The 23843-nt window shown below is 65.5% G+C and carries 16 protein-coding genes; 6 read left to right on the top strand and 10 right to left on the bottom strand.

Going from position 1 to position 23843, the window contains the following annotated elements:
- Window positions 1-18: 18 nt before the first annotated feature.
- The 6 genes from cls to dapC all read right to left on the bottom strand — a co-directional run bounded on the left by cls (window position 19) and on the right by dapC (window position 6600).
- On the bottom strand, window positions 19-1512 hold the full coding sequence (gene cls / locus GCT13_RS10050) for a cardiolipin synthase (protein ID WP_152757462.1): 1494 nt from the start codon (window positions 1510-1512) through the stop codon (window positions 19-21).
- 329 nt (window positions 1513-1841) lie between these two features.
- Window positions 1842-2726 carry a 50S ribosomal protein L3 N(5)-glutamine methyltransferase gene (prmB, locus tag GCT13_RS10045; protein WP_152757460.1) on the bottom strand — a complete coding sequence of 295 codons (885 nt, stop codon included), beginning with the start codon at window positions 2724-2726 and terminating at the stop codon, window positions 1842-1844.
- A 16-nt stretch (window positions 2727-2742) separates the two neighbouring features.
- Window positions 2743-3882 (bottom strand): succinyl-diaminopimelate desuccinylase, encoded by a 1140-nt coding sequence (gene dapE / locus GCT13_RS10040; RefSeq protein WP_152757458.1) that lies wholly within the window; start codon window positions 3880-3882, stop codon window positions 2743-2745.
- Window positions 3883-4083: 201 nt separating this feature from the next.
- Complete coding sequence (locus tag GCT13_RS10035) at window positions 4084-4455, bottom strand: ArsC family reductase (protein WP_152757456.1); 372 nt, start codon at window positions 4453-4455, stop codon at window positions 4084-4086.
- A complete protein-coding gene (gene dapD / locus GCT13_RS10030; protein WP_087735384.1) occupies window positions 4455-5282 on the bottom strand; it encodes a 2,3,4,5-tetrahydropyridine-2,6-dicarboxylate N-succinyltransferase in 828 nt (275 codons plus the stop codon). The genes GCT13_RS10035 and dapD overlap by 1 nt, the downstream gene beginning before the upstream one ends.
- A 103-nt stretch (window positions 5283-5385) precedes the next feature.
- A complete protein-coding gene (gene dapC, locus GCT13_RS10025) occupies window positions 5386-6600 on the bottom strand; it encodes a succinyldiaminopimelate transaminase (protein ID WP_321574272.1) in 1215 nt (404 codons plus the stop codon).
- A 507-nt stretch (window positions 6601-7107) separates the two neighbouring features.
- Here dapC and GCT13_RS10020 point away from each other — a divergent pair.
- The 3 genes from GCT13_RS10020 (at window position 7108) to GCT13_RS10010 (ending at window position 13165) form a co-directional block, all read left to right on the top strand.
- Window positions 7108-8073, top strand: a complete 966-nt coding sequence (locus GCT13_RS10020; protein ID WP_152757454.1) for a DMT family transporter — start codon at window positions 7108-7110, stop codon at window positions 8071-8073.
- Between the two features lie 173 nt (window positions 8074-8246).
- A complete protein-coding gene (smc, locus tag GCT13_RS10015; RefSeq protein ID WP_321574271.1) occupies window positions 8247-11765 on the top strand; it encodes a chromosome segregation protein SMC in 3519 nt (1172 codons plus the stop codon).
- A 161-nt stretch (window positions 11766-11926) separates the two neighbouring features.
- Complete coding sequence (locus GCT13_RS10010) at window positions 11927-13165, top strand: cell division protein ZipA C-terminal FtsZ-binding domain-containing protein (RefSeq protein WP_152757452.1); 1239 nt, start codon at window positions 11927-11929, stop codon at window positions 13163-13165.
- A gap of 185 nt (window positions 13166-13350) precedes the next feature.
- Here GCT13_RS10010 and GCT13_RS10005 read toward each other — a convergent pair whose 3' ends face one another.
- A complete protein-coding gene (locus GCT13_RS10005; protein ID WP_152757450.1) occupies window positions 13351-14181 on the bottom strand; it encodes an alpha/beta hydrolase family protein in 831 nt (276 codons plus the stop codon).
- 208 nt (window positions 14182-14389) lie between these two features.
- On the opposite strand from GCT13_RS10005, the gene ligA reads away from it, so the two are divergent.
- Together ligA and def are read left to right on the top strand one after the other, a co-directional pair.
- Window positions 14390-16441, top strand: coding sequence for an NAD-dependent DNA ligase LigA (ligA, locus tag GCT13_RS10000; RefSeq protein ID WP_152757448.1), 2052 nt, complete (start codon window positions 14390-14392; stop codon window positions 16439-16441).
- The gene (gene def / locus GCT13_RS09995) at window positions 16438-16971 is read left to right on the top strand and encodes a peptide deformylase (RefSeq protein ID WP_152757446.1); all 534 of its coding nucleotides are present in this window, start codon (window positions 16438-16440) and stop codon (window positions 16969-16971) included. Before ligA ends, def begins: the two co-directional genes overlap by 4 nt.
- A gap of 103 nt (window positions 16972-17074) precedes the next feature.
- On the opposite strand, the gene GCT13_RS50820 is transcribed toward def, so the two are convergent.
- The 3 genes from GCT13_RS50820 to map all read right to left on the bottom strand — a co-directional run bounded on the left by GCT13_RS50820 (window position 17075) and on the right by map (window position 22562).
- The gene (locus tag GCT13_RS50820; RefSeq protein WP_321574270.1) at window positions 17075-18010 is read right to left on the bottom strand and encodes a pseudouridine synthase; all 936 of its coding nucleotides are present in this window, start codon (window positions 18008-18010) and stop codon (window positions 17075-17077) included.
- A 1140-nt stretch (window positions 18011-19150) separates the two neighbouring features.
- A complete protein-coding gene (locus tag GCT13_RS09985; protein ID WP_152757442.1) occupies window positions 19151-21730 on the bottom strand; it encodes a [protein-PII] uridylyltransferase in 2580 nt (859 codons plus the stop codon).
- Window positions 21731-21749: 19 nt separating this feature from the next.
- The gene (gene map, locus GCT13_RS09980) at window positions 21750-22562 is read right to left on the bottom strand and encodes a type I methionyl aminopeptidase (RefSeq protein ID WP_152757440.1); all 813 of its coding nucleotides are present in this window, start codon (window positions 22560-22562) and stop codon (window positions 21750-21752) included.
- A 425-nt stretch (window positions 22563-22987) separates the two neighbouring features.
- Between map and rpsB the strand changes: the two genes are divergently transcribed.
- Entirely contained in the window at window positions 22988-23740 is a 753-nt protein-coding gene (rpsB, locus tag GCT13_RS09975) for a 30S ribosomal protein S2 (RefSeq protein WP_152757438.1), read from the top strand.
- The last annotated feature ends 103 nt before the right edge of the window (window positions 23741-23843 follow it).

The raw sequence follows: 23843 nt of genomic DNA, 5'->3' as shown, positions 1-23843 counted from the left end.
CGCGCCACGCGCCACGCGTCAGAGAATCGGCGCAAAGAGGCGCGCGACATGCATCGCGACACGCCGTAGCGCAGGCGCATTGCGATATTCACTGCGGTCGATCTCGAACGATTCGTCGAAGTCGCGCAGCAGCATCGCTTCGACCTCGGCGGCGAAGTTGCTGTCGACGGTCAGCACCATGATCTCGAAGTTCAGGCGGAACGAGCGGTTATCGAGATTCGCGCTGCCCACGGCGGCGGCGATATCGTCGATCAGCACTACCTTCTGATGCAGGAAGCCCGGCCGGTAGCGGAAGATGCGCACGCCCGCGCGGATCGAGTCGTACGCGTACAGCTTCGACGCCTCGAACACCACGCGGTGATCGCGCCGGCTCGGGATCATGATGCGCACGTCGACGCCGCGCAGTGCCGCGAGCCGCAGCGCGGCGAACACGGCCTCGTCGGGAACGAGATAGGGGGTCGTGATCCAGATGCGCTCGCGTGCCGCGTTGATCGCTTCGACGAAGAAGAGCGAACAGGTTTCCTGCTTGTCCGCGGGGCCTGTCGGAATGACGAGGCAGTGCATGCCGTCGCTCGCTGCGCCAGACGGCGAAACGGACGGTGAAGCAGATGGCGAGACGGAAGGCGCGGAGCACGAAACGGGCGCCGGGTCGAACTCCGGCAGTTGCTGCGTGGCCCAGTACCAGTCTTCCGTGAACACGAACTGGATGCTCGCGACGGCGGGTCCCCGCACTTCGATATGCGTGTCGCGCCACGGCGAGAGCGGCGGCTTGCCGCCCAGGTACTCGACGCCCACGTTGTGTCCGCCGACGAACGCGCGCTCGCCGTCCACCACGACGATCTTGCGGTGATTGCGAAAGTTGAGCTGGAAGCGGTTGACGAACCTGCGGTTCGTCGCGAACGGATGCATCTGCACGCCGCCCGCCAGCATCGACGCCACGTAGCGATGCGGCAGATCGAAGCTGCCGATGCTGTCGTACAGCACGTACACGCGCACGCCTTGCGCGGCCTTTGCGATCAGCAGGTCCTTGAGCATCTCGCCGAGCGCATCGGCGCGGACGATGAAGAACTGCACGATCACATAACGCTTCGCGTTTTCGATCGCGTCGAGAATCGCGGCGAAGGTTGCCTCACCGTTCACGAGCGTGCGCACGCTGTTGCCGGGCAGAAAGGGCATGCCGCCCAGACGCGTGAGCGAGCGCACGAACTGTTGTCCGAGCGCCTCCGTCGGCCGGCCCGGCGACGACGCCGCGCTATCCCATTCCGGCGGATGCGCACGCGTGCGCAGCATCTCGTTTTCGATGCGGCGCGCATCCGCATAGCCGGCGAACTTGCTGCGCCCGAGAAAGAGGTAAGGGACCAGCGTCAGATACGGCATCGCGACGAGCGACACCGCCCACGCAATCGCGCCTTGCGACGTGCGGGTGTGCAGAATGGCATGGCACGCGGCGATCACGCCCAGCATATGAGCGAGAAACACGAGCGTGCCGACGTGAAGCAGATCGAATTGCATAAGCGTGCGAACGTTGATCGTCGCGCTGCGCGTGGATGACTGTCGTGAGTGCTACCTTATGTTGCCTGAGGTTGCCCGGTGTTGCCTTATGTTGCCTTGGGGTTACGGCAGCGCGGTCGCGCTCATATTACCGAAAGCGTTCGCATCGCGGTCTGCCCGTCGGCAATCGGCAGCGGGCTTTCTTGCATGATCCGATGACGACACAACGAGCCGAAGCGCACGGCGAGGGCTGCCCGAAAAGTACACAACGCACGGCGTCGGGCGGGGGCGGCGTGCGTTGTGCGATGCGACGAGAAGGCGTCTGCGGCGAGGCAGGCGCTGGCGCCGGATCAGGCGGGCAGATCGTTCGCCTGGATCAGGAAGACGTTGTCGTCGCCGGCGCTCGTCGACATCCACACGAGGTCGAGGCCGCCGAACGCCGCTTCGACATGCGCGCGCTCGTTGCCGATTTCGACGACGAGCACGCCGTCGTCGGTCAGCCAGTTGCGCGCGTCGGCGATGATGCGGCGCACGATGTCCATGCCGTCCGCGCCGCCCGCCAGCGCCATTTCCGGCTCGTGCCGGTATTCGGCCGGCAGCGCCTTCATCGATTCCGCGTTCACGTACGGCGGGTTCGTGATGATCACGTCGTAGCGGCGCTCGGGCAGCGGCGCGTACAGATCGCCTTCGAAGAGCGCGATGCGATCGTCGAGTTTGTAGTCGTGGACATTGCGCGCCGCCACTTCGAGCGCGGTGGGCGACAGATCGACGGCATCGATGTCGGCGTTCGGGAACGCATGCGCCGCGAGAATCGCCAGACATCCGGAGCCCGTGCACAGCTCGAGCACGGCGGCGACCTGTTCGGGGTCCTCGACATACGGCTGCAGACCGTCCTGCAGCAGCTCGCCGATGAACGAGCGCGGCACGATCACGCGCTCGTCGACATGAAAGCGGTAGCCGTGCATCCACGCTTCCTGCGTGATGTAGGCGGCGGGCACGCGATCCGTCGCGCGCCGCTCGATCACCTTCAGCACCGCGTCGATTTCCTCGGACGTGAGGCGCGCGTCGAGAAACGGATCGAGCAGATCGATGGGCAGATGCAGCGTGTATAGCACGAGATAGGCGGCTTCGTCGTAGGCGTTCGACGAGCCGTGGCCGAACGACAGCCCGGCCTGGTTGAAGCGCGACACCGCGTAGCGCAGCACATCGCGAACCGTGGAAAACGGATGAGTCATGATGGAAGGCCCTCCGTCAGGCGATCAGTTGTTCGAGCACGCGGCGATAGATGTTCTTGAGCGGCTCGATGTGTGCGACTTCGATATGTTCGTCGATCTTGTGGATGCTCGCATTCAACGGCCCGAACTCGACGACCTGCTTGCAGATGCGCGCGATGAAGCGGCCATCGGACGTGCCGCCCGTGGTCGACAGTTCCGTCGCGATGCCCGTCTCGTCGCGGATCGCCTTTTCGAGGGCATTCGACAGCTCGCCGCGCGGCGTGAGGAAGGGCAGGCCGCTCACAGTCCACGTCAGATCGTAGTCGAGGCCGTGCCTGTCGAGGATATCGTGCACGCGCTTTTGCAGCCCTTCGACCGTGCTTGCCGTCGAGAAGCGGAAGTTGAACATCACGTCCGCGTGGCCGGGAATGACATTGGTCGCGCCCGTGCCGCTGTGCAGGTTCGAAACCTGCCATGTGGTGGGTGGGAAGTACTCGTTGCCGTCGTCCCAGCGTTCGGCGACGAGATCGGCGAGCGCTGGCGCGAGCAGATGGACGGGGTTCTTCGCCAGATGCGGATACGCGATATGCCCCTGCACGCCCTTGACGATCAGCTTGCCCGTCATCGAGCCGCGCCGGCCGTTCTTTACCGTGTCGCCGAACTGCGTGCCCGACGTCGGTTCGCCGACGACGCAATAGTCGAGCCGCTCGCCGCGCGCCTGCAGCGCTTCGACCACTTTCACGGTGCCGTCCGTCGCGGGACCTTCTTCGTCACTCGTGATGAGGAACGCCAGCGAGCCGCGATGCTGCGGATGCGCGGCGACGAACTCTTCGCTCGCCACCACGAAACCGGCAATGGACGCCTTCATGTCGGCAGCGCCCCGGCCATAGAGCTTGCCGTCGCGATGGGCCGGCTCGAACGGCGCCGACGACCATTGATCGAGCGGGCCCGTGGGCACGACGTCGGTATGGCCGGCGAACGTGAGCAGCTTGCCGTCCGTGCCCATCGTGCCGCGCTTCACGGCCCACAGATTGGTGACGCCGTTCGATTCGATCGTTTCGCATTCGAAGCCGATCGCGGACAGGCGCTCGACGAGCAGACGCTGGCAGTTCTGGTCGTCGGGCGTCACGGACGCGCGCGCGATCAGGGCTTCGGTAAGGGCAAGAGTGCCGGACATCGATTCAGTTCCTTCCAACCAACTGGCAGATGAAATGCGCGGAGCGCGTCCACGCTTGAAACTCAGGTGAAAAAATGCCGGCCTGAGTGGGCCGGCAACAGCATGCAAATCGTTGCGCTCGGTGCGCTTTCCGCGCTCGATGCGCTCTCGCGCCGCAATGCAACGCGACGCGTGGCGCCGCAGCGCGAAAAGCGCGGGCGCTCAGTCGAACAGCGACGCGTACTGATCAGCCGAAAAGCCGAGCGTCTTCACGCGTCCGTCGACCACGACGACAGGCCGCTTGATGACGGAGGGTTTCTCGATCATCAGCGCAATTGCGCCCGCTTCGCTGTCGGCGGAGGCCTTCGCGTCGTCGTCGAGGCCGCGCCAAGTCGTGCCGCGCCGGTTCAGGAGCGTATCGAGCGGCACGTCCTTCAGCCAGCCCTTCACGAGCGGCGCGCTCACGCCCGCCTTCTTGAAGTCGTGAAACTCGAATTCGACGCCATGCTCTTCGAGCCACACGCGGGCCTTCTTCACGGTGTCGCAGTTCGGAATGCCGTAGACGACGGTCGTCTTCGCCGCGGCGCGCGCCATCAGTCGCCTCGCAGCAGTTCGTTCAGGCCGACCTTCGCGCGCGTCTTCGCGTCCACCTTCTTGACGATCACCGCGCAGTAGAGGCTGTGCGTGCCGTCCTTCGACGGCAGGTTGCCCGCGACCACCACCGAGCCTGCCGGAATGCGGCCGTACGACACTTCGCCCGTTTCGCGGTCGTAGATCTTCGTGCTCTGGCCGAGGTACACGCCCATCGAGATGACCGAGTTCTCCTCGACGATCACGCCTTCCACGACTTCCGAGCGCGCGCCGATGAAGCAGTTGTCTTCGATGATGACGGGGTTTGCCTGCAGCGGCTCCAGCACGCCGCCGATGCCCACGCCGCCCGACAGGTGCACGTTCTTGCCGATCTGCGCGCACGAGCCGACGGTGGCCCACGTGTCGACCATCGTGCCTTCGTCGACGTAGGCGCCGATGTTCGTGTACGACGGCATCAGCACGACGTTCTTCGCGATGAACGAGCCACGGCGCGCGATGGCGGGCGGCACGACGCGAAAGCCACCCGCGGCGAAGTCTTCAGCCGTGTAGCTCGCGAACTTCGACGGCACCTTGTCGTAGAACTGGGAGTAACCGCCCGCCGGCATCGGCGCGTTGTCTTCGAGGCGGAACGACAGCAGCACGGCCTTCTTCAGCCACTGATTGACGACCCAGTCGCCATCCTTCTTTTCGGCGACGCGCAGCGCGCCCTTGTCCAGTTGCTCGATCGCGTGCGCGACGGCTTCGCGCACTTCGGCGGGCGCAGCCTTCGGCGACAGGTCGGCGCGGTTGTCCCAGGCGGTATCGATGATCTGCTGAAGTTGTTGCGACATGTTCGTGGTGTCAGAAGAGAAAGGTTTGAAATCGGAAAGCGGGCGAGGGCGCAGCGGCGGCGCTTTCGTGCGCCGCGTGGACCGGCCGGAATCAGCCCCGAAGCTAGCGCTTCAGAGAGCGGCAGAAATCGACGATGCGCTGCGCGCCCTCCGTGCATTCATCGACGCCGGCGACGAGCGCGAGGCGGACGAAATCGCGGCCGGGGTTCGTGTCGCGCGCGGTGCGCGCAAGATACGAGCCGGGCAGAACCGTCACATTATAGTCGGCGTACAGGCGGCGGGCGAACTCGGTATCCGACAGGCCCGTGCGCGCGACGTTCGCCCACAGGTAGAACGCGGCGTCGGGCAGCTTGACGTCGAGCACGTCGGCGAGCATCGGCGTGACGGTCGAAAACTTCTGCACGTACTTCGCGCGGTTCTCGCGCACATGCGTCTCGTCGCTCCACGCGGCAATGCTCGCGGCCTGATAGACCGTCGACAGCGCCGCGCCGTGATAGGTGCGGTAGAGCAGGAACTGCTTGAGGATCGACGCGTCGCCGGCGACGAAGCCCGAGCGCATGCCCGGCACGCTCGATCGCTTCGACAGGCTCGACAGCATCACGAGCCGCTCGAAGCCGCGGCCCAGCCGGTGCGCCGCTTCCAGTCCACCGAGGGGCGGACGCGTTTCGTCGAAGTAGATCTCCGAATAGCATTCATCGGATGCGATCACGAAGCCGTGGCGATCCGACAGCTCGAACAGTTCGCGCCAGTCGTCGAGCGTGAGCACGGCGCCCGTCGGGTTGCCCGGCGAGCAGACATAGAGCAGTTGCGTGCGCGCCCAGACGTCTTCGGGAACGGCCGAGTAGTCGCACGCGAAGTTGCGCTTCGGGTCGCTGTTGGCGAAATACGGCTGCGCGCCCGCGAGCAGCGCCGCGCCTTCGTAGATTTGGTAGAACGGGTTCGGACAGAGTACGATCGCAGGCTCGTCCTGCGCGTTCTTCTTCGGGTCGATCACCGTCTGCGCGAGCGCGAACAGCGCCTCGCGCGAACCGGACACGGGCAGCACCTGGGTGGCGGCATCGACGGGCAGGCCGTAGCGCTTCGTGACCCACTTCGCAATCGCTTCGCGCAGCGCCGGCGTGCCGACGGTCGCGGGATACGACGCGAGACCGCCGAGCGAATCGATCACGGCGTCGCGGATCAGGTCCGGCGTCGGGTGTTTCGGCTCGCCGATCCCGAAGCTGATGTGCGCGAGGACGGCGGGCGGCGTAACGTCCTTGAAGAGCGCGCGCAGCTTTTCGAAGGGATAGGGCTGGAGGGAGTCGAGTAGCGGATTCACTTGGCGGTTCGGGCGTGTGTTCGGCGTGTTGCGGGACGGACTGACACAGGTGAAGGCGGCGCGCGGCGGCTGCGATGCTTGCCAGGTACGTAATGCGAAAGGCCCGGAAGCGGCTGCGGATCGCGCCAGATCGGGCACGGCAGCGGCAGCGGGACATCCGGCGGACAGGCATCGGCGCAGCACCGGCGACGAGCGGTCGATTATAGCGTGTCGGCGGGCTGCGGAACGGCGCATCGTCCGATCGGACAAGGCCCCGGGGGCGCGCTACGCACGGCGCGGCAGGCGCGACGCAGGTGGTGCGCGCGAGGCAACGAAGAACGCAGCGAAGAAAATGGAGACGCAGTGCGGGCGGTATCCCGGCGCGGCGGTAAGGGATTCAACGGAATTCAACGGCAACGGAGGGCAGCGGTCACGCGCCGCCGTCGTCGGAAACGGACAAAGCAGACAAGGCAGACAGGGCATGCAGCACGAGCTGGACATGTTGGACCTCGCGCGGAGTGGCCCGCGATGAACCTCTCGCTTCGCAACGCGTGGCCGACGCTCGCGATCATGATGGGCGCGTCGGTGTGGGGCATGGTGTGGTATCCGCTGCGGATGCTCAACGCGCTCGGCGTGACCGGCACGGCGGCGAGCGCGCTGACGAGCGGCGCCGGCTGCCTGTTCGTGCTGCTGGTCCGGCGCCGCGCGATCAAGACCGTCCGCTGGCACTGGCTGTTGCCCGCGCTCGCGCTGTTCGCGGGCATCACCAATCTCGGTTTCGTGTGGGGCGCGATCCACGGCCAGGTGATGCGCGTGCTGCTGCTGTTCTATCTGACGCCCGCCTGGACTGCGCTCTTTGCGCACTTCATCCTGCACGAGCGGCTGACGTGGGCGGGCGCGGGGCTCGCCGCGCTGTCGCTGGCGGGCGCGATGATGATGCTGTGGTCGCCGCAGCTCGGGCTTCCCGTGCCGGGCAGTCTCGCCGAATGGGCGGGGCTCGCAGCCGGGATGAGCTTCGCGATGAGCAACGTGCTGATCCTGAAGACGAGCCGCGAGCTGCCCGACATGAAGGCCGAAATGCGCACGGCGATCATCTTTGGCGGCGCGGCCATCTTCGGCGGATGCGCGTCGCTCTTCGAAGCGATGCCCACGCCGCCGACGGGCGCTCACCTGGGCACGGCGGCGCTGCTCGTGCTCGCGATCGGCTTCGTGCTCGCGACCAACAACATGCTCGTCCAATATGGGCTCGCGCGCGTGCCCGCGAACCGCGCGTCGATCATCATGCTGTTCGAGATCGTCGTGACGGCGCTGACGGCCTGGCTTTTCGCCGGCGAAGTGCCCGGTCCGCGCGAGTGGGCGGGCGGCGCTTGCATCGTGCTGGCCTCGGCGCTGTCGAGCTGGGTGCATCGGGCGAAGCCCAATGAAGAAGCGAATGCCGGCAACGACGGAAACGCGGATGACAACGGTAAGAATCGCCCACGCGCGATGGTATGATTGCCCCTCATTGGCCGGCGGTGCAGCGTAGGGCGCGCCGCGGCGCCGGAATCGCAGCGGGCTCGCGCTCCGTTGTGCCGCTCGCGGGCTTTGCACCCTGAAGCGGTCCACATACGAACACGCACGAACCGCGCGTTCCGTTTCCACAATTACTTTCAAACAGCGATATCGCCGTGCGTCTGACCTCGATTAAACTCGCTGGCTTCAAGTCATTCGTCGATCCCACGCACTTCCAGGTTCCGGGCCAGCTTGTCGGCGTGGTCGGTCCCAACGGTTGCGGCAAGTCCAACATCATCGACGCCGTGCGCTGGGTGCTCGGCGAATCGCGCGCCTCGGAGCTGCGCGGCGAGTCGATGCAGGACGTGATCTTCAACGGCTCGACGGCGCGCAAGCCGGGCAGTCGCGCCAGCGTCGAACTCGTGTTCGACAATGCCGACGGCCGCGCGGCCGGCCAGTGGGGCCAGTATGCCGAGATCGCCGTCAAGCGCGTGCTGACGCGCGACGGCACGTCGAGCTACTACATCAACAATCTTCCCGCGCGCCGCCGCGACATCCAGGACATCTTCCTCGGCACGGGCCTCGGCCCGCGCGCGTACGCGATCATCGGACAGGGCATGATCGCGCGCATCATCGAGGCCAAGCCCGAAGAGCTGCGCGTGTTCCTCGAAGAAGCCGCGGGCGTCTCGAAGTACAAGGAACGCCGCCGCGAAACCGAGAACCGTCTGCACGACACGCGCGAAAATCTGACGCGCGTCGAAGATATCGTCCGCGAATTGACGGCGAATCTGGAAAAGCTCGAAGGACAGGCGGTCGTCGCGACAAAGTTCAAGGATCTGCAAGCCGAAGGCGAAGAGAAACAGCGCCTCTTGTGGCTGTTGCGCAAGAACGAAGCGGGCACCGAGCAGGACAAGCAGAAGCGCGCGATCGAACAGGCGCAGATCGACCTCGAAGCACACACGGCGAAGTTGCGTGAAGTCGAGGCGCAACTGGAGACGCTGCGCGTCGCGCACTATTCGGCCAGCGATGCGATGCAGGGCGCGCAAGGCGCGCTGTACGAAGCGAATGCCGAGGTGAGCCGCCTCGAAGCCGAGATCAAGTTCATCGTCGAATCGCGCAACCGCGTGCAGGCGCAGATCGCCGCGCTGACCGCGCAGCGCGAGCAGTGGCTCGCGCAGGCGCAAAAGGCCCAGGACGATCTCGAAGACGCCGAAGAGCAGCTTGCGGCGGGCGATGAGAAAGCCGTGATCGCCGAAGAGGCGGCCGCCGCGAGGCATGACGCGATGCCCGCGCTCGAGGCGCGCTGGCGCGACGCGCAGGCGCAACTGAGCGACGAACGCGCCGGAATCGCGCAGACCGAGCAGGCGCTCAAGCTCGAAGCCGCGCATCAGCGCAACGCCGACCAGCAGTTGCAGCAGCTTCAACAGCGCCAGGAACGTCTGAAGACGGAAGCGGGCGGCCTCGATGCGCCGGACGAAGCGCAGCTCGAAGAACTGCACATGCAGCTGGCCGAGCACGAAGAGATTCTGCGCGATGCGCAAGAGCGTCTCGCCGACGCGCAGGAAACGCTGCCGCGTCTCGACGCCGAGCGCCGCACCGCGCAGGAGCGCGTGCAGGCCGAAAGCGCGCAGATCCACCAGCTCGAAGCGCGGCTGGCCGCGCTGCGTCAGCTGCAGGACAACGTGCAGACGGAAGGCAAGATCCAGCCGTGGCTCGACAAGCACGAGCTGGGCGCGCTGCCGCGTCTGTGGAAGAAGCTGCATGTCGAAGCCGGCTGGGAAACCGCGCTCGAATCGTTGCTGCGCGAGCGTCTTGCGGCGCTCGAAGTGTCGAATCTCGACTGGGTGAAGCACTTCGTCAGCGACGCGCCGCCCGCGAAGCTCGCGTTCTACGCGCCGCCCGCAGCCGGTCAGCCGGTGGCCGCGCCGCTGTCGCTGCGCCCGCTGCTGTCGCTCGTGCGTATCGACGATGCGGGCATTCGCGCCGTGCTCAACGACTGGCTCGGCAACGCGTTCGTCGCCGACGATCTGCCCCAGGCGCTCTCGATGCGCTCGCAATTGCCGGAAGGCGGCGCGTTCGTCGTGAAGGCGGGTCACGTGGTGACGCGCGTCGGCGTGCAGCTGTACGCGGCCGATTCCGAACAGGCAGGCATGCTCGCGCGCCAGCAGGAAATCGAAAATCTGACGCGCCAGGTGCGCGCGCAGGCGCTGCTCGCCGAAGAAGCCAAGGCCGCGGCGATTCGCGCCGAGGTCGCGCATACGCAGGCATCGAATGCACTGACGGAAGTGCGCCAGCAGACGGAGCGCGCGACCCAGCGCGTGCACGCGCTGCAGATGGACGTGCTCAAGCTCACGCAGGCGCACGAGCGCTATACGCAGCGCAGCACGCAGATCAGCGAGGAACTCGAAGAAATCACCGCGCAGGTCGAAGAGCAGCGCGCGTTGCGTACCGAATCGGAAGCGAACTTCGAGCGGCACGACGGCGAACTCGCCGAACTGCAGGCGCGCTTCGAAGACAATCAACTGGCGTTCGAAGCGCTCGACGAAGAGCTGGGCAACGCGCGCAACGAATCGCGCGATCTCGACCGCGCCGCCACCGATGCCCGCTTTGCCGCGCGCAACATGGCGAATCGCATCGACGAACTGAAGCGCACCATTCAGGTCGCGCACGAGCAGAGCGAACGCGTCGCGGGCTCGCTCGAAGACGCGCGCGCCGAACTCGAAACGATCAACGAGCAGACAGCGCATACGGGCTTGCAGGACGCGCTCGAAATTCGCCGCGTGAAGGAAGAGGCGCTGCATGCCGCGCGTCTTGAGCTCGACGATCTGACGGGCAAGCTGCGTCAGTCCGACGAGCTGCGCCTGACCAGCGAACGAGCGCTGCAGCCGCTGCGCGACCGCATCACCGAATTGCAGCTGAAGGAGCAGGCGGCGCGCCTGAACGCCGAGCAGTTCATCGAGCAGCTGACGGCGGCGGGCGTCGACGAAGCTGAGCTGCAGGCCAAGCTCACGCCCGACATGAAGCCGTCGTATCTGCAGGGCGAAGTGACGCGCATCAACAACGCGATCACGGCGCTCGGCCCCGTCAACATGGCCGCGCTCGACGAGCTGAAAGCGGCGACGGAACGCAAGACTTTCCTCGACGCGCAGTCGGCCGACCTGATCCACGCGATCGAAACGCTCGAAGACGCGATCCGCAAGATCGACCAGGAAACACGCACGCTGCTGCAAGGCACGTTCGACGAAGTGAACCGTCATTTCGGCGAGCTGTTCCCGCGTCTGTTCGGCGGCGGCCAGGCGAAGCTCATCATGACGGGCGACGAGATTCTCGACGCCGGCGTGCAGGTGATGGCGCAGCCGCCCGGCAAGAAGAACTCGACGATCCACCTGCTGTCGGGCGGCGAAAAGGCGCTGACGGCGACGGCCCTCGTGTTCGCGATGTTCCAGCTGAATCCTGCGCCGTTCTGTCTGCTCGACGAAGTGGACGCGCCGCTCGACGACGCGAACACCGAACGTTTCGCGAATCTCGTGCGCGCAATGTCGGGCAAAACACAGTTCCTGTTCATTTCCCACAACAAGATCGCGATGGAAATGGCGCAGCAACTGATCGGGGTGACGATGCAGGAGCAGGGTGTGTCGCGAATCGTTGCCGTCGACATGGAAACGGCTGCGGGATTTGTCCAGAATATCGTTTAAACGTCCACTCGCGCGCGGTCTTCGGGCCGCGCGCGAGTGTTGCTGAACACAGAATCGAACTCGCTGCGCGCCGGCGCCCGCAGCGGCGGCACGCAGTGCGTGCCAGCCGCGCGAGCCAGGCGCGGCGCGCAGCGGCGAAAAGAATTGCAGATGGAGCGTGCATGGACGAGTTGACACTCGGTTTGATCGGCGCGGGCGCCGTGGTGGTCGGGGGCGTGGTGGTCTACAACGCGTGGCAGGGCGCGAAGGTGCGCCGCAGGATGCCGCGGCCGATGCCCACCGACACGGCGGAACTCACGGCTCGGGACGAGCACGTCGAGCAGAGCCCATTCATCGAACCGGCGCGTCCGACGACGCGCCGCGAGCCCGCATCGGGTGAGCATGCAGAGCCAGCGCGCGTCGAGCCGACGTTCGGCGGCGCCGCTCCCCTCGACACGCCCGCCGACATCCAGGCCGAGAACACGTCGCCGAACGGTTTCCCTGAAGACGAAGAACGCGAGCAGCTGGACGACGAGCGCGAGGCCGATGACGGGCGCAACGAGCCGATCATGCCCGCCGCCACGACGATTTCGTCTGCGCCGCCGGCGATCGTCGACCGGCGCATCGACTGCATCGTCCCCATCAGGCTTTCCGCTCCCGTCGCGGGCGACAAGGTGCTGCCGCTCGCGCAGCGTCTGCGCCGCGCGGGCAGCAAACCGGTGCACATCGAAGGCAAGCCGGAAGGCGGCGGCGCGTGGGAACTGCTGCAAAGCGGCGTGCGCTACGAGGAGCTGCGCGCGGCCGCGCAACTCGCAAATCGCAGCGGCCCGCTCAACGAACTGGAGTTCTCGGAATTCGTGACGGGCGTCCAGCAGTTCGCCGACGCGCTCGATGCTTCACCCGAGTTTCCGGACATGATGGAAACGGTATCGATGGCGCGCGAACTCGACGGCTTTGCCGCGCAGTGCGACGCACAGCTGTCGATCAACGTGCTGTCCGACGGCGCGCCTTGGTCAGCGAACTACGTGCAGGCCGTCGCGTCGCAAGACGGGCTGCTGCTGTCGCGCGACGGCACGCGTTTCGTCAAGCTGGACGCGAAGCAGAGCCCCGTGTTCATGCTGCAGTTCGGCGACACCAACTTCCTGCGCGACGATCTCACGTACAAGGGTGGCCAGATGATCACGCTGGTGCTCGACGTGCCCGTCGCCGACGAAGACATCCTGCCGTTCCGCCTGATGTGCGATTACGCAAAGTCGCTCGCAGAGCGCATCGGCGGACGTGTGGTCGACGATGGCCGCCGGCCGCTGCCGGAAAGCGCGCTGCTCGCCATCGAGAAGCAGCTGATGACGCTGTACGCGAAGCTCGAACAGGCCGGCATTCCGGCCGGCTCGCCTGCGACGCGGCGGCTGTTCAGCCAGTAGGCGCGCGACGCGGCTTTGCGCATGACGCGGCGGCTTATGCTGCCGTCGATGACACCGCCCTGACGCATGGGAATGCTTCGGGCGGTTTTCATTTGGGCCGCGCGTTTCCATTTGGAGTCGCGCCGAAAGTGCAATGGCGTTCGCCAAGCGCCAGCACCGATCGACAACGCGTATGCCGTGCCCGTTCATCCCACGTCGTCGGGCCACGGTTGTCCGCTGATCCAGGCCTTGACCGCGGCGACGACGGCCTCTTCCCTTCCATAGAACCCGTGATGCGACATCGCCTCGCAGGGCTTGCTGCGCGTGTCGCCGCCGTGCACGGTGATCAGCGCGTACTGGCCGCTGTCGGCGATGCGCTTTAAGGCTTCATAGGAACAGAGATAGCAGCCGTCGTCCGCGTGCTGGGCGAACAGCTGGCGCGGACGAATCGCGCCGTAGTCGAAGCCGATCAGCGGCGTGGCCTGGCCGCGCGCGGGGCTGCTGAGCGTCGACATATGCACGACGGCGTTCCATACATCCGGCAAAGCGCGTCCCACGTAGGCCGACGATATCGTGCCGCGGCTCGTGCCCACCAGCACGAGTTTCGCCTGTGGGAAGCGCGTGCGCAGGTTCGCCGCGATCTGCGCGAGATCCTGCGCGGAACGCGACGACGCACGAAATGCATCCGAATAGCCGCCCGGCTGATCCGACGGCGCATCGACGATGGCCGTCGCGAACAGCGAATCCACGAACAGGTTGCGCGCACGGATCAGGAAGTTGTTCTTCTCGCGCATATGGATCGTGCCGCCTGGCTGCTGCGAGAGTTCGAGATCGCCTTCGCTGCCCGGAAACATTACGAGCACCCACTGCGGCTGGCTGCCGTCCTGTTGGGTCAGCAGATAGGAGATCGATGCGCCTTGACCGAGCGGCACGTCGATCACCTGTTCGCTCGCCAGCGCGCCTCGCGCATGGCACGCGGCGAGCGTGGCCAGCACGATGAAGAGACAGCGTATGAGGCGGATGAAGGATGCAGGCATGTCGACGGTTACGAAATGATTGGCACGCGACAAGTTCGCATTGTGGATGACGCGCTGTCAACGGCTTGCGCATCGATTGGCCGATCGGCCAGGATCGGCAGGCCATGTTGGGTTTGCGCGCGCACCAAACTGGCCATTCGGCCGATGCCATGGGAAGCGCTTCCTGAGATAATCTGACATCCATTACATACGCCGAAACGCCGACAGCATGGCCCGAACCAAAGTCCCTGATCCTGCAACCAGCGCACCCGCCGAGCGGGCGTTGTGGCTGCGTGCCGAACTCGAACGCGCGAACCACGCGTACTACGTGCTCGACCAGCCGGATCTGCCCGACGCGGAGTACGACAAGCTGTTCAAGGAGCTGCAGCAGATCGAAGGCGAGCATCCGGATCTGATCACGCCGGATTCGCCGACTCAGCGGGTCGGTGGCGAAGCAGCGAGCGGCTTCAGGCCCGTCGTGCACGACATGCCGATGCTGTCGTTGAACAACGGCTTTTCGGATGAAGACATTGCGGCCTTCGACAAACGCGTATCGGACACGCTGCATCATTCGCCCGTCGATTACGCATGTGAGCTGAAGTTCGACGGCCTTGCGATCTCCTTGCGCTACGAGGACGGCAAGTTCACGCAGGCGGCCACGCGCGGAGACGGCGCAACGGGCGAGGACGTCACCGAAAACGTCCGCACCATCCGCTCGATTCCCCTCAAGCTGAAAGGCAAGCGCGTGCCGAGGCTCATCGACGTGCGCGGCGAAGTGCTGATGTTCAAACGTGATTTCGACCGCCTGAACCAGCGTCAGCGCGACGCGGACCAGCGCGAGTTCGCGAATCCACGGAACGCGGCGGCGGGCAGCTTGCGGCAGCTCGATTCGAAGATCACGGCGCAGCGTCCGCTGTCGTTCTTCGCGTATGGCATCGGCGCGCTCGATGGCGCAGAGATGCCGGCGACGCACAGCGAACTGCTCGACTGGTATCACGAGATGGGCTTGCCCGTGAACAGCGAGCGGGCCGTCGTTCAGGGCGCAGAAGGGCTGCTCGGCTTCTTCCATAAGGTTGGCGAGAAGCGGGAGACGCTGCCGTACGACATCGACGGTGTCGTCTACAAGGTCGACCGGCGCGATCAGCAGGACATGCTGGGCTTCGTTTCGCGCGCGCCGCGCTTCGCGCTCGCGCACAAGTTTCCGGCACAGGAAGCGCTCACGAAGCTCGTCGCCATCGACGTGCAGGTCGGCCGCACGGGCGCGATCACGCCTGTCGCGCGGCTCGAGCCCGTGTTCGTCGGCGGCGCGACGGTGACGAATGCGACGCTGCACAACGAGGACGAGATTCGCCGCAAGGACATCCGGATCGGCGATACCGTGGTCGTGCGGCGAGCGGGCGACGTGATCCCTGAAGTGGTGAGCGCGATGCTCGATCGCAGACCAGCAGACGCGCGCGAGTTCGTGATGCCGACTGAGTGCCCCGTGTGCGGCTCGGCCATCGAACGTCTGCCGGACGAAGCAATTGCGCGCTGCACAGGCGGCCTCTTCTGTCCGGCGCAGCGCAAGCAGGCGTTGTGGCATTTCGCGCAGCGCCGCGCGTTGGACATCGACGGCATGGGCGAAAAGATCATCGATCAGCTGGTCGAACTGAATCTTGTGCGTACGCCCGCGGATCTCTTCAATCTGGGTTTCGCGACGCTCGCCGAGCTCGACCGCTTCGCGGAAAAGTCTGCGCAGAACCTGCTCGACTCGCTGGAAAAAGCCAAGCACACGACGCTCGCGCGCTTCGTTTACGCGCTCGGTATCCGGCACGTCGGCGAATCGACGGCGAAGGACCTGGCCAAACATTTCGGCTCGCTCGATCCCATCATGAACGCGACGGTCGAAGAGCTGCTGGAGGTCAACGACGTCGGGCCCATCGTCGCCGAAGCCATTCATCAGTTCTTCGCCGAGGAGCACAACCGCACGGTCATCGATCAGTTGCGCGCGCCCGGCAAGGTGACTTGGCCGGAAGGCCCGCCCGCGCCGAAGGCGCCGCAGGGCGTGCTGGCGGGCAAGACGGTCGTGCTGACGGGCACGCTGCCGGGCATGGGCCGCGACGAAGCGAAGGAGTTGCTGGAGGCGGCAGGCGCGAAGGTGGCCGGTTCGGTATCGAAGAAGACCGATTACGTGGTGGCCGGTGCGGAAGCGGGCAGCAAGCTTGCGAAAGCCGAGGAACTTGGCATCCCCGTGCTCGACGAAGATGGTATGCGTAAGCTCCTGGAGGGGCACACAACATGATTCACGAAATCCTCAAGATGGGCGATCCGCGTCTGTTGCGTATCGCCAGGCCCGTCGATCACTTCGACACGCCCGAGTTGCATGACCTCGTCCGGGACATGTTCGAGACGATGCACGATGCGAACGGCGCGGGGCTCGCCGCGCCGCAGATCGGCGTCGATCTGCAGGTCGTGATTTTCGGGTTCGGTCATAACGAGCGCTATCCGGACGCGCCGTCCGTGCCGGAGACGGTGCTGATCAACCCGACCATCACGCCCGTGTCGCTGGATACGGAGGAGGGCTGGGAAGGGTGTCTTTCCGTGCCGGGGCTGCGCGGCGCCGTGACCCGGCTGTCGATGATCCGCTATCACGGCTTCGATCAGTTCGGCAAACCGATCGATCGCGTCGCGGAAGGCTTTCACGCGCGCGTCGTCCAGCACGAGTGCGATCACCTGATCGGCAAGCTGTATCCGATGCGGATCACGGATTTCGCCAAGTTCGGCTTTACCGAGGTGCTGTTTCCCGACCTCGATCCGGAATCCGACGAATGAGCGGATGACAGGGCCTCTGCAGTCGCTTTGGCCCTTTGCCGGAAAAGAAAAAGCCCGCATGCGCGGGCTTTTTCAAACGAACGATATGCGATGCCTGCGGACCTTAGAACGACTCGTCGGGGCCCAAATAGCGCCATTGTCCGGGCGGCAGCGCGCCGAGCATCACGTGGCCCATCCGCACGCGCTTGAGGCCCACGACATGCAGGCCGACCAGTTCGCACATGCGGCGAATCTGGCGTTTCTTGCCTTCACGCAGCACGAAGCGCAGTTGCTCGCCGTTCTGCCAGCTGACCATCGCAGGCTTGAGCGGCACGCCGTCGAGTTCGAGCCCGTGGCGCAGCTTCTCGAGGCTCTCCGGCGGGAAATGGTGCTCGACATCCGTTTCGACGTCGCCGTACGTGACGCGCACGAGATATTCCTTGTCGATTTGCGAATTCCCGCCGATCAGCTGTTTGGCGACGCGCCCGTCCTGGGTCAGCACCAGCAGCCCGGTCGAATCGATGTCGAGGCGGCCCGCCGGCGCCAGCTGACGCAGGTGCGCGGCCGAAAAGCGAATGTCGGTGCGGTCCCCATCCCAGCGGTTTTCGGGCTTGACGAGCGTCACGGCGGGTTCGTACCCTTCCTCCGCCTGGCCGGAGACGAAGCCCACCGGCTTGTGCACGAGGATCGTCACCTGCTTGAGTTGCGCGGCCTGGGCGGCGGGATCGATCTGGATATCGGCGTCGGGGCGGACCTTCGTGCCGAGCGTATCGACGACGACGCCATCGACCGTCACCCAGCCTTTTTCTATCCACTCGTCGGCTTCGCGGCGCGAGCACAAGCCGAGCTCGGACATCAGCTTCGACAGGCGCAGGTTGCCCGGCACGTCGTTGTACTCGCCTTCGTCGCGGCGGCGCGGCTCCACGGCAGGGCGCGATTTGCGCGCCGGCTTCCCGGCGGGGCGATCGAACATCGCGGGACGGTCGAAGCTGTCTTCGATCGAGCGGGCATCGCGCTTTGCCTTGTTCGTGCGTGGCGCGGGTGCCGATTTGGGCTGCACGGTTTCGTCGCGGTCTGCGTAGGCGCTCTTGACGGGTTTTGCGTAGGTGTGTTCGCTGCGGGCCGAGGTTTCGTCGCCGGTTGCACGGCGTGCTGCGCCTTCGCTCCGAGGGCGACGATCTTGCGACGCGTCGCGGCCTTCATACGCGGCCTTGGCGGGGCGTGCATACGTACGTTCGCGCGATGGTGCGCCATCTGCGGCGCGGGCCGTACGCGGCGCGCTGCGGCGCTCTTCGTTGTCGCGTGGGGCGCGACGTGCGCGGGGCGCATCATCGTCGCGCGAGAAGCGCGGCGCGCGTTCGCCCGTCGAGGCGCCGCGCGAAGGGCGATCGGACGAAACGCGCCGATCGGCAGGCGCCTCCGCATTGCGGCGGAAACCACCGCTTGTGGACGTGGCTTGCTTGCGCGCCGGCCGGTCGTCCGCAGAACGGCGTTCGAAGGAGCCGGATTCACTCCGCGCGCGCGCCGGCCGGTCGCCTGCAGAACGGCGTTCGAAGGAGCCGGATTCACTCCGCGCGCGCGCCGGCCGGTCGCCTGCAGAACGGCGTTCGAAGGAGCCGGATTCGCTCCGTGCGCGCGCCGGGCGGTCGTCCGCAGAACGGCGCTCAAATGCACCGGATTCACTCCGTGCGCGTGCCGGCCGGTCGCCCGCAGAACGGCGATCGAATGAGCCGGATTCACTTCGTGTGCGCGCCGGCCGGTCGCCTGCAGAACGGCCTTCGAAGGAGCCGGATTCGCTCCGTGCGCGCGCCGGGCGTTCGCCCGCAGAGCGACGCTCAAATGCACCGGACTCGCTTCGTCCGCGCGCCGGTGCGTCCGTCGCACGCGCCGGCCGGTCGCCCGAGCGTGCGCCAGCGCCGCCCCGCGGTGCCGAGGACGAACCGCGGCGCTCACCCGCCGCGCCCGCCGTCTTGCCGAACGAGCGCTTCTCGGGCGTCGTCGAGCCCGTCTCGCTGCGGCGCGCGGCCGCCGATGTGGAAGAACCCGCACCGCCGCGCGGCCCCGTGGACGGAGCGGCCTTGGCCGCCGGCGCTGCTGGCCGCGCCGGCTTGCGCGCCGTGGTGCTGCCCGGACGGACGGGGGCGCGTTCGGACGAAGCCGGTCGCGGATGCTTGGCTGTCAGTTTGACTCGCATGAAATCTCACACTGCGATCGCGCGCAGCAGCTCGGTTTCGACCTGGATTTGTCGTCGGTTGTCCGAGAGGCCGTGCCCATCGAGTAGGAACACGTCCTCGACGCGTTCGCCGAGCGTATTGATCCGCGCCGCATGGACGCCGACCCGGTGCTCGGCCAGCACGCGCGCGATCGAATAAAGAAGGCCCGGCCGGTCGTTTGCCGACACGGACAGGATGTAGTACTGGCCGCGCTCGTCGGCTCGCAGGTCGACGCGCGGCGTGACGGGGAACGTGCGCGACAGGCGCGACAAACGGCCCTTCGACGGCTCCGGCAGCAGCGTGCCTTCCGCCGCGAGGCGCTCCGCCAGCTCCTGCTCGACGAGGTTGGCGATGTCGCGATAGTGGACGTCTCGCTCGGTATGCGCGACGAGGAAATTGTCGAGCGCATAGCCGTGCTTCGTGGTGCTCACGCGCGCATCCAGCACGGACAGCGCGTTGCGATCGAAATACGCGCAGATGCCCGCGAACAGATCAGGGCGATCCTTCACGTAGACCAGCACCTGCAGCGCTTCGCCGATAGGCGACGGACGCGCGCGCACGATAGGCGTCGCGGTCTCGACGTGCCGGTACAGCACGCGAGTCTGCCAGGCGATATCGGCGGCGTCGTGCCGCAGGAAGTAGCCGACGTCGAGCTTGTCCCACAGCGCGCGGTGCGCGTTCTCAGGTACCGTCTCGAGGCGCAAGAGCGCGAGCGCCTCCTCCTGACGCTGCTTCAGTTCCGAATGCGCGTCGGGACGGGCGCCGCCGAGCACGGCAAGCGTCGCGCGGTACAGGTCCTCGAGCAGCTTGCCTTTCCACGTGTTCCAGACTTTCGGGCTGGTGCCGCGAATATCGGCGACCGTCAGCAGATACAGCGCCGTCAGGTGGCGCTCGGTGCCGACCAGATCGGCGAAACGCTTGATCACCTCGGGGTCGCTCGTATCCTGCTTCTGCGCGACCTGGCTCATTGTCAGATGATGCTGGACCAGCCATACGACGAGCGCCGCATCGTCGGCGGAAATGCCGTGCTCGCGGCAAAAGCGCCGCGCGTCTGCCATGCCGAGCGTCGAATGATCGCCGCCGCGGCCTTTGGCGATGTCGTGAAAGAGGGCAGCCACGTACAACAGATACGGACGCTCGAAGTTCGCTATCAGCTGGCTGCAGAACGGGTATTCGTGCGCATGCTCGGCGACGGCGAAACGCCGCATGTTCCGCAGCACCATCAGGATGTGCTGATCGACGGTATAGACGTGATACAGATCGTGCTGCATCTGTCCGACGATACGGCGGAAGTTCAGCAGATAACGCCCCAGCACACTCGTCTGGTTCATCAGACGCAGCGCGTGCGTGATGCCTTGCGGCTGCTTCAGAATTTCGAGGAAAAGCCGGCGGTTTTCCGGATCGCGGCGCCAGCGATGGTCCATTTTGTCGCGCGCGTTGTAGAGCGCGCGGAGCGTGCGCGCCGACAGGCCTTTGACGCCCGGCGTTTTTTCGTACAACAGGAACGCTTCGAGGATCGCATTCGGCTCGCGTTCGAACACGTCGTCGCTGGCGATTTCCAGCATGCCCTGCTTTTCGACGAAACGATCGGACAAAACGCGCGTGATGCCGCTCGTGTTCGGAAAGAGCTGGGCTTCGATGTTCTGGATCAGAATGGTCGAGAGCTGCGTGACGGCTTTGGCGGCCCAGTAGTAACGGCGCATCAGCTGCTCGCTGGCGCGGCGCGTGGACGTGGCCTTGAAGCCGAAGCTCTCGGCAAGTGCGGTCTGCAGGTCGAAGACGAGGATGTCCTGGCGGCGTCCCGCCAGCACATGCAGGCGCGCGCGCAACGCCTTCAGAAAACCTTCGTTGCGGCGCAGTTCGCGCGCTTCGCGATCAGTGATGAGGCCGCGTTTGTCCAGTTCGCGCCAACTGCTGCCGAATCCGGCCGCCTGAGTGACCCACAGAATCAGCTGGAGATCGCGCAAGCCGCCCGGGCTTTCCTTGATGTTGGGTTCAAGCGCGTAGGGCGTGTCCTGGAACTTCGCATGCCGCTGGCGCATTTCCAGCACTTTCGCCTGGAAGAACGCGCGCGGATCGAGCGCGTCGCGGTAGCGCAGCGAAAAGCCCTCGAACAGCGTCGTGCTACCGACGATGCGCCGCGCTTCGAGCAGCGACGTCTGCACGGTCACGTCATTCGCGGCTTCCTCGATGCACTGCGACACCGTGCGCACGCTGCTGCCGAGTTCCAGCCCCAGATCCCAGGCAAGACCGATAAAGCGCTCGATGCTGGCTTCGAGATGCGGGACGGGCTCGTCGGGCAGCAGGACGAGAATGTCGATGTCGGAATGCGGGGCCAGTTCGCCGCGCCCGTAGCCGCCGACGGCGATCAGCGCCAGCGACGCGGGCAGATCGCATGCGGCCCAAGCGCCGCGCAACGCATCGTCGGTGATGCGCGCGAGCGAGCGCATCAGCGTGTCGACATTGGATGCCGTCCTGAAACGATCGATCAGCGGGGTCTTGGCCACCTTGTAGTCTGCCTTGAGCGACGTGGCATCGGAAAGGGCGACGGCGGAAACGCTACTCATAGGCGAAGGGGCAGAGAAATCAGGCGGTGGCGGCGGCCACGATTTGTGGGCGCGCCGGCGTGCCGGCCGAGACGGTCAGCACTTCGTAGCCCGTCGGCGTCACGAGAATCGTGTGCTCCCACTGCGCGGACAGGCTGCGGTCCTTCGTCTTGACGGTCCACTGGTCGGGCATCGTGCGGATCTCGCGGCGGCCGGCGTTGATCATCGGCTCGATCGTGAAGATCATGCCGGGCTGCAATTCGATGCCCGTGCCGGGACGGCCGTAGTGCAGCACTTGCGGCTCGTCGTGGAAAACCTGGCCGATGCCGTGGCCGCAATATTCGCGCACCACGCTGTAGCCCTGGCCTTCCGCGTGTTTCTGGATCGCGTAGCCGATGTCGCCGAGATGCGCGCCCGGGCGCACCTGCTCGATGCCGAGCCACATGCATTCGTAGGTGGTCTGAATGAGACGCTTCGCCATGATCGAGCCTTCGCCGACGATGAACATACGGCTCGTGTCGCCGTAGTAGCCGTTCTTGATCACGGTGACGTCGATATTGAGCACGTCGCCGTTCTTCAACGTCTTGTCGCCGGGGATGCCGTGGCAGATCACATCGTTCACGGACGTGCAGACGGCCTTCGGAAACGGCGGATAGCCGGGTGGCTGATAGTTCAGCGGCGCCGGAATCGTGCCTTGCACGTTCGTCATGTATTCGTGGCAGAGGCGGTCGAGTTCGCCTGTCGTGACGCCGGGCTTCACGAACGGCGTGATGTAGTCGAGGACTTCGCTCCCGAGGCGTCCAGCGACGCGCATCTGGGCGATATCGTCTTCGTTTTTGAGCGTAATAGCCATGAGTCGGGCCTGAAAAGCGGTGTATCGCGTAATTATCGCACCTTATTTCCGTGATCGCTGGCTTTTGCTGGGCGGATGGCCACGCGCGGCGCGGGCCGCAGCGCATACCCGTGACGTCTTGCCCGGCAGCGGGTGCAACCCGCGGCGACTCCACGTGCTACCGCGTAAGTTGAGTCCTGCAATGCTCGCGTGCTATACTCTTCGGCTAAGTCAATCGCCAGTTCGAATATTCAGAATATTCACCTTGGCGGCGGGCTTTCCTCGCGAGCTGGCCATAAAGTGCAGGACCCATATGGCGGCGTAATTCGCGAGATTCGCAAGCCGGCGCACCCAGGGTGTTCGCGGCGTCAGGTCTTCCCGAGGTGCGGAAGGCGGCGCGGCGGATACGGCAGCCGGCTTAAGACCCAACCCTAGCGGAGATATTCATGGCAGTTACCATGCGTCAAATGCTGGAAGCCGGTGTCCACTTCGGTCACCAGACGCGCTTCTGGAACCCGAAGATGGCCCCCTTCATTTTCGGCCATCGCAACAAGATTCACATCATCAACCTCGAAAAGACGCTGCCGATGTACAACGACGCGCTGAAGTACGTGCGTCAACTGGCAGCGAACCGCGGCACGATCCTGTTCGTCGGCACGAAGCGTCAATCGCGCGACACGATCGCTGAAGCGGCTCAGCGCGCTGGCATGCCCTATGTCAACGCACGTTGGCTCGGCGGCATGCTGACCAACTTCAAGACGCTGAAGGTTTCGATCAAGCGCCTGAAGGACATGGAAGCGTCAGTCGAGGCGGGCGAGCTCGAGAAGATGAGCAAGAAGGAAGCGCTGCTGTTCGAACGCGAAATCGCCAAGCTGCAAAAGTCGATCGGCGGCGTGAAGGACATGGGCGGCATTCCGGATGCGATCTTCGTGGTCGACGTCGGCTATCACAAGATTGCCGTGACGGAAGCGAACAAGCTGGGCGTGCCCGTCATCGCCGTGGTCGATACGAACCACTCGCCGGAAGGCGTGGATTACGTGATCCCGGGCAACGACGACGCGAGCAAGGCTGTGACGCTGTACGCGCAAGGCGTGGCTGACGCGATCCTCGAAGGTCGCGCGAATGCGGTCAACGAAGTCGTGCAGGCTGCCCGCGGCGGCGACGGCGACGAGTTCGTCGAGGTCAACGGGGAAGCGTAAAGCACCCTTGTGTCCGGCAAAAAAGGGGGCTCTCAATAGGCCCCCTTTTTTTAAGCCGCGACGATCTGGAATGAGCGTGCGGCAACTCGCACGCGGCAGCGCC

Source organism: Paraburkholderia franconis (assembly GCF_009362735.1).
Taxonomy (GTDB): domain Bacteria; phylum Pseudomonadota; class Gammaproteobacteria; order Burkholderiales; family Burkholderiaceae; genus Paraburkholderia; species Paraburkholderia franconis.
This window is presented reverse-complemented; position numbering and strand designations above follow the sequence as displayed.

Bases quoted from the DNA above. Each gene is read 5' to 3' on its own strand.
- rpsB (WP_152757438.1), top strand. From the start codon at position 22,988: ATGGCAGTTACCATGCGTCAAATGCTGGAAGCCGGTGTCCACTTCGGT.
- GCT13_RS10005 (WP_152757450.1), bottom strand. From the start codon at position 14,181: ATGCCTGCATCCTTCATCCGCCTCATACGCTGTCTCTTCATCGTGCTG.
- dapE (WP_152757458.1), bottom strand. From the start codon at position 3,882: ATGTCCGGCACTCTTGCCCTTACCGAAGCCCTGATCGCGCGCGCGTCC.
- GCT13_RS10035 (WP_152757456.1), bottom strand. From the start codon at position 4,455: ATGGCGCGCGCCGCGGCGAAGACGACCGTCGTCTACGGCATTCCGAAC.
- dapD (WP_087735384.1), bottom strand. From the start codon at position 5,282: ATGTCGCAACAACTTCAGCAGATCATCGATACCGCCTGGGACAACCGC.
- GCT13_RS09985 (WP_152757442.1), bottom strand. From the start codon at position 21,730: ATGAGTAGCGTTTCCGCCGTCGCCCTTTCCGATGCCACGTCGCTCAAG.
- ligA (WP_152757448.1), top strand. From the start codon at position 14,390: ATGGCCCGAACCAAAGTCCCTGATCCTGCAACCAGCGCACCCGCCGAG.
- def (WP_152757446.1), top strand. From the start codon at position 16,438: ATGATTCACGAAATCCTCAAGATGGGCGATCCGCGTCTGTTGCGTATC.
- map (WP_152757440.1), bottom strand. From the start codon at position 22,562: ATGGCTATTACGCTCAAAAACGAAGACGATATCGCCCAGATGCGCGTC.
- GCT13_RS10010 (WP_152757452.1), top strand. From the start codon at position 11,927: ATGGACGAGTTGACACTCGGTTTGATCGGCGCGGGCGCCGTGGTGGTC.
- GCT13_RS10020 (WP_152757454.1), top strand. From the start codon at position 7,108: ATGAACCTCTCGCTTCGCAACGCGTGGCCGACGCTCGCGATCATGATG.
- cls (WP_152757462.1), bottom strand. From the start codon at position 1,512: ATGCAATTCGATCTGCTTCACGTCGGCACGCTCGTGTTTCTCGCTCAT.
- prmB (WP_152757460.1), bottom strand. From the start codon at position 2,726: ATGACTCATCCGTTTTCCACGGTTCGCGATGTGCTGCGCTACGCGGTG.